Raw genomic sequence first — 12,647 nt, 5'->3', positions numbered from 1 at the left:
AATCAACAACCGGTTTTGCCACCAAGGCCAGTCGCAGGCCCCTGCCTGAGACCGCTCACCGGGAAAGAAAAACAGAATACCATAGGCGGATGCCCTAACTGGCGTCCATTATTCCCTACAAAACCCGCCCACTTTACTTATGCAAGCCTGGATCTCCGATCTTATTTCGTGGCTCTTGACCACTCTGTCTCTGCCCGAAATCGGTTTAAGCGCCATTTTCATCGTCAGTCTGGTCTCGGCTACTCTCCTGCCCTTGGGGTCGGAACCGGCGGTATTCGCCTATATCAACCTGGCCCCGGACATGTTCTGGCCTGCTGTACTGGTAGCCACCGTGGGCAATACAGCGGGCGGCGCTATCAGCTATGCCACCGGTCTGGCAGCCGAAAAAGCCTACGAAGCCTGGCGCGAAAAGCACCCGCAACAGACAGAAGATGGGGCACGCCCCAAGAACAAGGCCGCTGGCCGCTGGCACGAGCTGGGACAACGCTGGCTGACCCGCATGGGGCCACCCGCTCTGCTCTTGTCCTGGCTGCCGGTTGTAGGTGATCCCCTGTGTGCCGTCGCCGGTTGGCTACGCCTGCCATTTTGGCCCAGCCTGTTTTACATGGCGGTGGGGAAACTGGCGCGCTATATCACCATGACCGCGGGTCTGCTGTGGATTTTCCCCAAATTGGGTTGGTAATTTGCAGCAAACTGGCCGCAAACGCCCCCTTAACCCTGACTTGGCCCTGTAGTAAGGGGGCAGCCCGGCTACGATTCGTATACACTTGTCTTTTGCCTATCTGCTCCTCGCTGAGCCGCCCTTGACGGGCCTTGCCAACTATCGCCATGAACGCCCCCATTGCAAGCAAGCACCTGGCTGCCCAGGCACGCAACAACGACACGCCGCGCCTGCGTGAAATCCCCTACAACTACACCTCTTACTCGGACAGGGAAATCATCCTGCGACTGCTGGGTGAAGAAGCCTGGGAAAAGCTGTCCGAGCTACGCTCCGAACGCCGCACCGGCCGCTCTGCACGCATGCTGTTTGAAGTGCTGGGTGATATCTGGGTCGTCAAACGCAACCCTTATTTGCAGGACGATCTGCTGGACAATCCCAAGCGTCAGCATCAACTGATCGAAGCCTTGAACCATCGCCTGAATGAAATCGACCAGCGCCGTGACAGCGCTGTGCCCGAGCGCGATGCCAAGGTTCTGCGTCTGTTGCACGCAGCCCGTGGCGCTGTGGCTGCGTTTGAGCAAGAATTTACCGATACCCGCGAACTGCGCCAGAAAATCGTGCGCTCCCTGTCGCGCCTGACGGCCAAGGACAACATCAAGTTTGATGGTCTGTCGCGCGTCTCGCACGTGACTGACGCCACCGACTGGCGTGTGGAATATCCCTTTGTCGTGCTCACCCCCGATCACGAAAACGAGATGGCCGCGCTGGTCCGTGCCTGTATCGAACTGAAGCTGACCATCATCCCGCGTGGAGGTGGTACCGGCTATACCGGGGGTGCGATTCCGCTTAGCTGGCGCTCGGTAGTCATCAATACCGAAAAGCTGGACGCCATTGGCAAACCCGAACAAAGCACGCTGCCCGGCATGAGCGAGCCCGTCACCACCATCCTGACCGGTGCTGGCGTGGTAACCCGTCGTGTGGCCGATGCCGCTGAAGCAGCCGGTGCTGTTTTTGCGGTAGACCCGACCTCGGCGGACGCCTCCTGTGTGGGCGGCAATATCGCCATGAACGCAGGCGGCAAGAAAGCCGTTCTGTGGGGCACCGCACTGGACAACCTCGCCTGGTGGCGCATGGTGGATGCCCAGGGCAACTGGCTGGAAGTGACCCGTCTTGAACACAATATGGGCAAGATCCACGACGTGGAAATGGCCCACTTTGAAGTCAAATGGTTTGATGGCCGTTACGCTCCCGGTGCCCAGCTGCTGCGCAGCGAGACCCTGCACATTGAGGGCCGGCGCTTTCGCAAGGAAGGTCTGGGTAAAGACGTTACCGACAAATTCCTGGCTGGCCTGCCCGGTATCCAAAAAGAAGGCTGTGATGGCCTGATCACGCAGGCCCGCTGGGTGCTGCACCGCATGCCGGCGCATACGCGCACCGTCTGTATGGAGTTTTTCGGCCAGGCCAAACAGGCCGTGCCCTCCATTGTGGAAGTCATTGACTACCTGAACGGCGAAGGCAAGCGCATCGGCGCGATTCTGGCGGGTCTGGAGCATTTGGACGAACGCTATCTGCGCGCTGTGGGCTATGCCACCAAGAGCAAGCGCGACGGCCTGCCCAAGATGGTCCTGATTGGTGACATCGTGGGCGATGATCCCGATGCCGTGGCAACAGCCGCTTCGGAAGTGGTGCGTCTGGCCAATGGCCGCTCCGGTGAAGGCTTTGTGGCCGTCAGCGCCGAAGCCCGCAAGAAGTTCTGGGCCGACCGTTCCCGTACTGCCGCCATTGCCCGCCACACCAACGCCTTCAAGATCAACGAAGACGTGGTGATTCCCCTGCGCCGCATGGGTGAGTACACCGAAGAAATTGAACGCATCAATATCGAACTGTCCACGGACAACAAGCTGCGCTTGACCCGTGAACTGGAAGACTTCCTGCAAGGCGATCTGCCCGTCGGCAAGATCGAAGACCACAGCGACGCCGAGCACACTCGCGAAGAGATCCTGGACGAGCGCCGTCACGACGCTCTGCAAATCGTGCGCTCGGTACGCCAGCGCTGGCAGTGGCTGCAGGACAATCTGGACAAGCCTCTGAAAGACTCGCAGGCTGATCTGGCCGAGATTGGCGTGCCGCTGGACAGCGCCGCTATCGACGCCCGCCTGCAAGAAGACCCAAATACCTCGATTTTCCAGCTGTTGCAGGATCACACGATTCGCACCTCCTGGAAGAGCGAGATTCGTGAAAACCTGGAACATATTTTCCCGGGTGCCGACTGCGCGGCCGTACTGACCGAACTGCAAGCCATTCACGACCGCGTGCTGAAAAGCCGTGTATTTGTGGCTTTGCACATGCACGCCGGTGACGGTAACGTACACACCAACATCCCCGTGAACTCGGACGACTACGGCATGCTGCAGCAGGCCAATGTCACCGTAGCCCGCATCATGCAAATCGCGCGTGGTCTGGACGGTGTGATCTCCGGTGAGCACGGTATTGGTTTGACCAAATACGAGTTCCTGACGCAAGAAGAGCTGGATCCCTTCCAGAACTACAAACGCGAAGTGGACCCGAACAACCACTTCAACGCCGGCAAGCTGATGCCCGGTGCGGATTTGAGCCGCGCCTGGACCCCCAGCTTCAACCTGCTGGGCCACGAATCGCTGATCATGCAGCGCAGCGAAATCGGCTCCATCTCCCACGCCATCAAGGATTGCTTGCGTTGCGGCAAGTGCAAACCGGTCTGTGCCACCCACGTGCCACGCGCCAACCTGCTGTACTCGCCCCGCAACAAGATTCTGGCCACCTCTTTGCTGATCGAAGCCTTCCTGTACGAAGAGCAAACGCGTCGCGGGATCAGCCTGAAGCACTGGGAAGAGTTTGAAGATGTGGGCGACCACTGCACCCTGTGCCACAAGTGCTACAACCCCTGTCCGGTGGATATCGACTTTGGTGATGTGTCCATGGAAATGCGTTCCTTGTTAAAACGCATGGGCAAGAAGTCCTTTAACCCGGGTTCGGCAGCGGCCATGTTCTTCCTGAACGCCAAGGACCCACGCGTTATCAAGGCCACTCGTACCGCCATGATCGAAGTGGGCTACAAAGCCCAGCGTGCTGTACACAATCTGCTGGCGGCTCCCGCCCGCAAACAGGTCAGCGCCCCGCCCGCCACGATTGGCAAGGCTCCGATCCGTGAACAGGTCATCCACTTCATCAACCGCAAGATGCCCGGCGGCCTGCCCAAGCAGACTGCCCGTAAATTGCTGGATATCGAGAACTCGGATTACGTACCTATCATCCGCAACCCGGAAGCCACCTCGGTGGATTCAGAAGCCGTGTTCTACTTCCCCGGCTGTGGTTCGGAGCGCTTGTTCTCGCAAGTGGGTCTGGCAACCCAGGCCATGCTCTGGCATGTAGGCGTACAGACGGTTCTGCCTCCTGGCTACCTGTGCTGTGGCTACCCGCAGCGCGGCAGCGGTCAAAGCGACAAGGCCGAGAAGATCATCACCGACAACCGTGTGCTGTTCCACCGCATGGCCACCACCTTGAACTACCTGGACATCAAAACCGTGGTAGTCAGCTGTGGTACCTGTTACGACCAGTTGGCAGGCTATGAGTTCGACAAGATCTTCCCCGGTTGCCGCCTGATCGACATCCACGAATACCTGCTGGAAAAAGGCTTGAAACTGGAAGATGTGCAAGGCGTGCGCTACATGTACCACGACCCTTGCCACAGCCCCATGAAGCTGCAAGACCCCATGAAAACGGTCAAATCCCTGGTGGGCGACAGCACCATCAAGGCAGACCGTTGCTGTGGTGAGTCGGGCACGCTGGCTGTGTCGCGTCCGGATATCTCCACGCAAATCCGTTTCCGCAAGCACGAAGAACTGCAGAAGAACCAGGATGCCGTCCGCGCCGATGGCTTCCAGGGCGAAGTCAAAGTGCTGACCTCCTGTCCGTCCTGCCTGCAAGGTTTGTCCCGTTACGAGGACGAAACCAAGATGGATGCGGACTACATCGTGGTGGAAATGGCCAAGCACATGCTGGGTGAAAACTGGATGGCGGACTACGTACGCCGCGCCAACGATGGTGGTATTGAGCGCGTTCTGGTGTAAACCACGCGCATCACTCCCCCTGAACAGGCCTGCTTTATGTCGGCCTGTTTTATACGTGGTGTGTGAGTATTTTTTACCGCTGGGCCGATTCCAAGGTAGAAGCGCCCCTCGGGGAGCCGCAAACCGAAGGCGCAGCATGAGGGACTTTTTCCTGGCTGGGCTATTCTCAAGGGTACTCTTCGGATGGCAGCTATGCGAAGGTGCCACGTTGAGCACTTTTCTACGGGGCAACCCAAGCAACGCCCCCTCGAGGCACATGTAGCCCAAAACGCAGTATGGAAGCTTTTTCAGAATAGGGGTTTTATGTCTGTTGATGATCCATTGCTAATCAGCCTGCAAGCTCTGCTCCGCAGCGAACGCACTGCGTCTTTGGGTACATTCAGCAATCAGGGCTTGCCGGTGGTTTCCCGCGTTCCTTTTGCAATTTGCCCCGAGCAAGCCAGCATCATCATCCACATCAGCGAAATGGCGGCCCATACCCGTTATTTGCTGCAACGCCCCGACGCCAGCCTGATGATCAGCCAAAGCGAGCACGGCCAGGATGCTGTTCATGATCTGCCCCGTGTCACCTTTCAAATGCAGGCCCGCAAACTGGAACGCGGGCAGCCCGACTGGGAACAGGCCAAACAAGCCTATACTGCCCGCTTTCCCGACATGGAACTTCTAAGCAGCTTTACCGACTTCCATTTCTTCGCCCTGGATCTGGTCAGGGTGCGCCATATTGCCGGCTTTGCGGCGGCACGAACATTGAAACCAGAACTGGTACGCACCTTGCTGGCAGAGCCTGTGGCCAATTAAGGTCCCTGGGTTTGAAATCACAGCCACCCTTGGAAGCGCTGAAATCCCGCTCCGGTCATCACCACGTTAAAACACCTTAAAACAGCAGCAAACAGGGGTACCTTCACCCCTTCCAGGCTCCAGTCAACATCCCAAATGTTGCAACCCGTGCAACAAAATCATCACTAACTGGTTTTCAGACACAGAAACCAGATCATCAATTAAACGCCTTGTTCACAAGAAGAATCGCCACTCTCTATCCAGGCTCCCCGACTCAGTCGCACGTTTTCGCATGTTTCAAACGCTAAACATGACAAAACGTAAATTTGACCGCTATAAGATTCAACAGATACGACGTTAAATAGCACGCATGGACCCGACAACACGACCTCACAACGAGTTGCCGCCACGCATAGAAAAACACCCTGGAGAGGAAGAGATGTCGAACAAGAGACGCAGCACCTATGTGCTGGTGCAAATGGCCTTATTGAGCCTGGTTTTGCCTGGCACCGCCCACGCGGAACCAGATAGCTCGCTGCAACAATGGCGGACTAAAGAATACAAACGTCAGCCTGGCCTGGACATGATCAACGCCGCCCAAGCCTATTCGCTGGGTTTTACCGGCAAAGGCGTCACGGTCGGCTATCTGGACTCCGGCATTGCAGGCAATCATCCCGAATTTGCCGGTGCCATTGCGGGTGGCTTTGATTTCAACACCAATACCCCCTACGCCAATGGCCAAGGCATCGACTCTGACCCTCCATCAGGTCACGGCAGCCACGTTGCGGGCATTATGGGCGCACGTCGTGATGGCGTTGGCATGCATGGTGTCGCGTTCAACAGTCAGCTTTTTGCCGTCGCTTACGACGGCGCGGATGAGGACGACGACATACTTGGCAATGATCCTTATGAACCAGACCCACGTGAAGCGGCCGCCGCCTTTGATCGCGTTGCCTCACAAGGTTGGAACTATTTGGCCCAGTTCAAGCTGCCCATCATCAACAGCAGCCTGGGAGTCAATGGTTGCAACAATGCCAGCTCCCCACCACCCTGTAATGTCGTGGACTACGGCTCACCCGAAGGCGTGCTGGATTGGCAGCCACTGGCTATCGAGGCTTTTCACAACAGCGTAGATGCAGGCTCCCTGATGGTATTTGCCACCGGCAATGAATCGCAGGACCACCCTGACCTGCTGGCTGGCTCTCCCTACTGGTTTCCTGAGCTAAAAGATAATTGGCTGGCGGTAACGGCTCTGGGCGAGGATGGATCTTTAGCCTCCTATGCGAACAAATGCGGCGTGGCAGCCGAGTGGTGTCTGGCCGCCCCAGGGGGGGACGACAAGCCCGGAATCAATTCAGTCAATTCCTCGGGTGGCTATATCGCTTTTAGCGGCACCTCTATGGCCTCCCCGCATGTCGCGGGTGGAGCGGCTTTGGTGAAGGAGGCTTTCCCCTATTTCACCGCTTACCATTTGCAGCAAACCCTGCTGACTACCGCAACCCCTCTGGGCGACCCCAGCATTTACGGCTGGGGTCTGATGAATGTGGGCAAGGCCGTACAAGGGCCAGCGCAATTTACCCGCCTGTTCGATGTAGACACGCTGGGCTACCACTCCACCTTCGCCAATGACATCAGCGGTATCGGAGGCTTGCACAAGCGCGGTTCCGGCTCTTTGGAGCTGACGGGCAATAACAGCTATACCGGTGACACCACCGTCAGCGGAGGTCGTCTGGCCGTCAATGGCACGCTGGCCTCTGCCGTAACCGTCGAGCGTGAGGGAACGCTGGGTGGTTCCGGTACGGTCGCACAAGTCGATAACTACGGCACCCTGGCTCCAGGCAACTCAGTTGGCACCCTGACCGTCAGCGGCGACTATACCGCCCATGCCGGTTCGGTGCATGAACTGGAAGTCGGCCCCGCAGGTGCGACCGATCGTCTGGTGGTTGGCGGTGCAGCCCATATCGACGGCACCCTGAAACTGGCTGGTGGCCCCTTCCGCCAGAACGTGGCCTATTCCTTCATGGACGCAGCCAATGGGGTGACAGGTCAGTACAGCCACATTACGTACGACATGGCCTTCTTGTCGCCAACGCTGCTCTACGGCCCCAGCCTGTCCTTGATGATCAAACGCAATGACACGCCGTTCGCTGCGTTTGCCAATACAAGTAACCAGAAAGCCGTGGCCAATGCCTTGGATACCGGCTCGGACCAACCGCCAGCCGCTATGGCTGAACTGTATGACACGGTGCTCAATGCACAATCCGGCAGCGTGGCAGGCTACATGGAGCAGCTACAAGGTCAGATCCATGCCGGCACCACCTCGGCGCTGCTCAGCAATGGCGACCTGCTGCCGCGCACCTTGGGCAAACAAGCCTCAAGCGCACGTAATACAACCGGCAAAGAGACCGTCCTGTGGGCTGAAGTGATCCATCAACAACGAGATCTGGACGGTGACGACAATAGCCAGGATGTACGCCACAAAGTAGGCGGCCTGTTCCTGGGTGGCGATACGGCTATCGGCGAACAAGGCTGGCGCATGGGCGCCTCTCTGGGCTATCTGGAAAACCGCATCAAGCTGGATGATCGCCGTCAGACCTCGCGCAGCAATAGCTACAGCGCAGCCCTGTACGGGACGCAGGCTTGGGAAATGGGCTCGGGCAGTCTGAACCTGCTGGCTGGTGGTGCTTACACACGCCACAGCCTGGACAGCGAGCGCTCCATCTCTGTTCACCAATACGAAACACTAAAAGCGGACTACAAGGCGCACAGCATTCAGGCCTTTGCCCAACTGGGTTACCGCATGCCAGTCAGCCCACGCTCCAGCGTAGAGCCTTATGCCAGCGTCAATTGGCACCAACTACGCCACGGCTCCTTCAGTGAATCGGGTGGCCAAGCCGACTTGCGTGGCGACTCGCAACGCCAGAACCTGAGTACCGTCACATTGGGTCTGCGCGGCACCACGGAACTGGACCTGTCCAAAACCACCTTGTCCCTGAGCGCCGGTTTGGGCTGGCGTCACGCCCTAGGTGACACCACACCCGAGCGTGAACTGGCCTTTGCGGCTTTGCCCGGCAGCAGCTTCCGCGTAAGCGGCGCGCCTATCGCCAAGAATGCTGCTGTCGCCGAGCTGGGCGCCGAGCTGAAAGCCGGCAAAAGCACCTCCTTCGGTCTGAACTACCAGGGACAGTTTGGTCGTAATCAGGATCATGCGGGCTCTCTGTTCATGAAGGTGCGTTTCTGATTTAAGGCCCCGAGGCGGGGTTGGCGTTCCGCCGATCCCGCGGCAGGCATAACAGACCGCCATCAAGAATCCCTGCGATGCGCGTGCATGACAGGGGCCCCACAAGAACACGATCTCGACAATACAGCAGCCCATAACTGCCGGATTAAACGGCTATGCCGTTAAATGACAGATGCCTTGAGAACCTCCACGGCAGGTTTTCACAACGAGTGGCCACCCTCCTTAGAAAATCCAAGTAGATAAGACATGTCGAACAAGAAACGCAACACCTCTATGTTGGTGCAGTTGGCTTTGTTAAGCCTGACTTTACCTGGCATCGTCCATGCCGATTCTGAGAGCTCACTGGAACAATGGCGCACTAAAGAATACAAGCGTCAACCCGGCCTGGACATGATCAATGCAGCCAAAGCCTATTCGCTGGGCTTTACCGGCAAAGGCGTCACGGTCGGTTATCTGGACTCGGGCATTCAGGCAGATCACCCTGAGTTTGCCGGCGCCATTGCTGGGGGCTTTGACTTTGCCAACAATACCCCCTACGCCAATGGCCAAGGAGTCGATACTCAGCCTCCTGCCGGACACGGGAGCCATGTTGCCGGAATCATTGGTGCGAGACGCGACGAAGCAGGCATGCACGGCGTCGCCTTCAATAGCCAGCTTTTTGCTGTTGCCTACGGCATCAATGCTGAGGACGATAACGACGATGATGATGCTGGTGGTGATGATGACGCTACCCCGACTCCAGACGATATAAGGGCCTTTCAAGATCGAATGCTCTCTAATGGCTGGAACTATCTCGCCCAGTTCAAGCTGCCTATTATTAATAGCAGTCTGGGGCTCAATGACTGCCGCGACTCATATGCCCCACCCTGCCATGTACTGGACTACGGCTCAGCTCAAGGCGCTCTAGATACGCAGCCTCTGATTATCCAGTCCTTTAAGAACAGCGTACAGGCCGGCTCCCTGATGGTATTTGCTACCGGCAATGAGTCTCAAGACCACCCTGATTTTCTGGCCGGCTCTCCCTACTGGTTTCCCGAACTGAAAGACAACTGGCTGGCCGTAACGGCAGTCGGGGAAGATGGTTCTTTGGCCGTCTACGCTAATAAATGTGGTGTTTCCGCCGAGTGGTGTTTGACCGCGCCAGGGGGAGAGTGGGCCCCTGGCATTAACTCCGTCAACTCGGATGGAGGCTATATTTATAAAAGCGGCACCTCCATGGCATCGCCACACGTGGCCGGAGCCGCAGCGTTAGTTAAAGAAGCCTACCCCTACTTCACCGCCTATCATCTGCAACAAACCCTGCTGACCACCGCAACCCCTCTGGGCGACCCCAGCACGTACGGCTGGGGTTTAATGAACGTGGGCAAGGCCGTGCAAGGCCCCGCACAATTTACCCGCCTGTTCGATGTAGACACGCTGGGCTACCACTCGACCTTCGCCAATGACATCAGTGGCACAGGCGGCCTGCACAAGCGCGGCTCTGGCTCCCTGGAACTGACTGGCAACAACAGCTACACTGGCGACACCACTGTCAGCGGAGGGCGTCTGGCCGTCAATGGCACACTGGCTTCTGCCGTAACTGTTGAACGTGAAGGAACACTGGGTGGTTCCGGTACGGTTTCTCAAGTAGATAACTACGGCACCCTGGCCCCCGGTAATTCGGTAGGCACCTTGACTGTCAGCGGCGACTACACGGCTCACGCTGGTTCGGTGCATGAACTGGAAGTCGGTCCGGCGGGCGCCACTGATCGCCTGGTGGTGGGTGGTGCTGCCCATATAGACGGCACCCTGAAGCTGGCCGGTGGCCCCTTCCGTCAGAACGTGGCTTACTCCTTCCTGGATGCCGCCAATGGTGTGACAGGTCAGTACAGCCACATCACTTACGAGATGGCCTTCCTCTCCCCCACACTGCTTTACGGCCCCAGCCTGTCCTTGATGATCAAGCGCAATGACACGCCGTTTGCCACCTTTGCCAATACGGGCAACCAGAAAGCGGTGGCCAATGCACTGGATACCGGCTCGGATCAACCGCCAGCCGCGATGGCTGAACTGTATGACACGGTACTCAATGCCCAGTCTGGCAGCGTGGCAGGCTATATGGAGCAATTGCAAGGCCAAATCCATGCAGGCACTACCTCGGCCCTGCTCAGTAACGGCGACCTGCTGCCGCGCACCTTGGGTAAACAAGCTTCGGGCGCCCGTAATGCAACCGGCAAAGACACCGTCTTGTGGGCTGAAGTCATCCATCAACAACGTGATCTGGACGGTGACGACAACAGCCAGGATGTACGCCACAAAGTGGGCGGTCTGTTCCTGGGCGGCGATACGGCCATCGGTGAGCAAGGCTGGCGCATGGGTGCCTCCGTGAGCTATCTGGAAAACCGCATCAAGCTGGATGACCGTCGTCAGACCTCACGCAGCAACAGCTACAGCGCGGCCCTGTACGGGACGCAAGCTTGGGAAATGGGCTCGGGCAGTCTGAACCTGCTGGCCGGTGGTGCTTACACGCGCCATAGCCTGGACAGCGAGCGCTCTATCTCTGTTCACCAAAGCGAGACACTGAAGGCAGACTACAAGGCCCATAGCATCCAGGCCTTTGCCCAACTGGGTTACCGCATGCCGGTCAGCCCGCGCTCCAGCGTAGAACCCTATGCCAGCGTGAACTGGCATCAGCTGCGTCACGGCTCCTTTAGCGAATCGGGTGGCCAAGCCGCTTTGCGTGGCGACTCGCAACGCCAGAACCTGAGTACCGTCACACTGGGATTGCGCGGCACCACCGAGCTGGACTTGTCTAAAACCACGCTGTCCTTGAGCGCTGGCTTGGGCTGGCGTCATGCCCTGGGTGACACCACACCCGACCGTGAACTGGCCTTTGCCGCCTTGCCTGGCAGCACCTTCCGCGTCAGCGGCGCACCTATCGCCAAGAATGCCGCTGTTGCCGAATTGGGCGCCGAACTGAAAGCCGGCAAGAGCACCTCCTTCGGTCTGAACTACCAGGGTCAGTTTGGTCGCAATCAGGACCACGCAGGCTCCTTGTTCATGAAGGTCCGTTTCTAAGCCACACAACAAGGCACGGGGCTGGCAGTACGTCAGCCCCGTACCTTACCAAGCAGACAGACATGAAAAATCCCTGCGATGCGCAGAAGGCATGGCAGGGACTCAGGCTAAAACACCCAACCGGCACAGGCCGGTTAATAGCAATTAGCGGTCAGATTCGTTGAAGCTACAGACGGTGTAAACCGACAGGCCGGAATCCTTAACGGCTTGGGAACCACCCAACTCGGGCAGATCGATAATCGCGGCAGCCTCCACCACATTGGCCCCCAGACGCTGCAACAAACGAGCAGCCGCCAGCAACGTACCACCGGTTGCGATCAGGTCATCAATCAGCAAGACACGCTGGCCGGGACGCACGGAGTCGGTGTGCATCTCGACGCTGGCATTGCCATATTCCAGGGAATACTCTTCGGCCACGGTGTTGAAAGGCAGCTTGCCCTTTTTACGCACCGGCACAAAACCCAGGTTCAATTCATAAGCCAGAACCGAACCGACGATAAAGCCGCGTGCATCCACACCCGCCACCAGATCCAGCTTTTGCCCCATGTAACGGTAGACAAACAGGTCAATCAACACCCGGAAGGAACGCGGGTCCTGCAGAACCGTGGTGATATCTCGGAACGTCACCCCTGGCTTTGGCCAGTCCGGCACATTGCGAATGATTTGACGGATGTACTGGGTGGGATCAATTTGCATGTCAAAGCTTCTACAACAAAAAATCCGGGCGCGAAGGGCGCACTTGGATACGTTGCAAGTGTACACAATTGGGCAGCAGCAACAAGGGCTCGCCCGGCTTGTGCCC

6 protein-coding genes are annotated in these 12,647 nt (G+C 57.9%); 5 read left to right on the top strand and 1 reads right to left on the bottom strand.

Going from position 1 to position 12,647, the window contains the following annotated elements; translation table 11 throughout:
* Positions 1-139: 139 nt before the first annotated feature.
* The 5 genes from Q9R35_RS11765 to Q9R35_RS11745 all read left to right on the top strand — a co-directional run bounded on the left by Q9R35_RS11765 (position 140) and on the right by Q9R35_RS11745 (position 11,845).
* Positions 140-682: a YqaA family protein gene (locus Q9R35_RS11765; RefSeq protein ID WP_042486671.1), complete on the top strand. Its 543-nt coding sequence runs from the start codon at positions 140-142 to the stop codon at positions 680-682.
* Positions 683-828: 146 nt separating this feature from the next.
* Positions 829-4,770: an FAD/FMN-binding oxidoreductase gene (locus Q9R35_RS11760; protein WP_311219893.1), complete on the top strand. Its 3,942-nt coding sequence runs from the start codon at positions 829-831 to the stop codon at positions 4,768-4,770.
* A 303-nt stretch (positions 4,771-5,073) separates the two neighbouring features.
* Positions 5,074-5,568, top strand: a complete 495-nt coding sequence (locus Q9R35_RS11755; protein ID WP_311219892.1) for a pyridoxamine 5'-phosphate oxidase family protein — start codon at positions 5,074-5,076, stop codon at positions 5,566-5,568.
* 418 nt (positions 5,569-5,986) lie between these two features.
* Entirely contained in the window at positions 5,987-8,788 is a 2,802-nt protein-coding gene (locus Q9R35_RS11750) for an autotransporter domain-containing protein (RefSeq protein WP_311219891.1), read from the top strand.
* 246 nt (positions 8,789-9,034) lie between these two features.
* On the top strand, positions 9,035-11,845 hold the full coding sequence (locus Q9R35_RS11745; RefSeq protein WP_311219890.1) for an autotransporter domain-containing protein: 2,811 nt from the start codon (positions 9,035-9,037) through the stop codon (positions 11,843-11,845).
* 144 nt (positions 11,846-11,989) lie between these two features.
* Here the strand turns inward: Q9R35_RS11745 and Q9R35_RS11740 are convergent, their stop codons facing one another.
* Positions 11,990-12,541, bottom strand: a complete 552-nt coding sequence (locus Q9R35_RS11740; protein ID WP_045929588.1) for an adenine phosphoribosyltransferase — start codon at positions 12,539-12,541, stop codon at positions 11,990-11,992.
* Between the last annotated feature and the right edge of the window lie 106 nt (positions 12,542-12,647).

This window comes from Alcaligenes sp. AB3 (genome assembly GCF_031844565.1).
Taxonomy (GTDB): Bacteria; Pseudomonadota; Gammaproteobacteria; order Burkholderiales; family Burkholderiaceae_B; genus Alcaligenes; species Alcaligenes faecalis.
The sequence above is the reverse complement of the archived record's forward strand: the minus strand, read 5'-3'. Positions and strand labels throughout refer to the sequence as shown.

What these genes read in the sequence shown, in the direction of transcription:
- Q9R35_RS11740 (WP_045929588.1), bottom strand. Translation starts at nt 12,541, where the DNA reads ATGCAAATTGATCCCACCCAGTACATCCGTCAAATCATTCGCAATGTG.
- Q9R35_RS11750 (WP_311219891.1), top strand. Translation starts at nt 5,987, where the DNA reads ATGTCGAACAAGAGACGCAGCACCTATGTGCTGGTGCAAATGGCCTTA.
- Q9R35_RS11765 (WP_042486671.1), top strand. Translation starts at nt 140, where the DNA reads ATGCAAGCCTGGATCTCCGATCTTATTTCGTGGCTCTTGACCACTCTG.
- Q9R35_RS11760 (WP_311219893.1), top strand. Translation starts at nt 829, where the DNA reads ATGAACGCCCCCATTGCAAGCAAGCACCTGGCTGCCCAGGCACGCAAC.
- Q9R35_RS11745 (WP_311219890.1), top strand. Translation starts at nt 9,035, where the DNA reads ATGTCGAACAAGAAACGCAACACCTCTATGTTGGTGCAGTTGGCTTTG.
- Q9R35_RS11755 (WP_311219892.1), top strand. Translation starts at nt 5,074, where the DNA reads ATGTCTGTTGATGATCCATTGCTAATCAGCCTGCAAGCTCTGCTCCGC.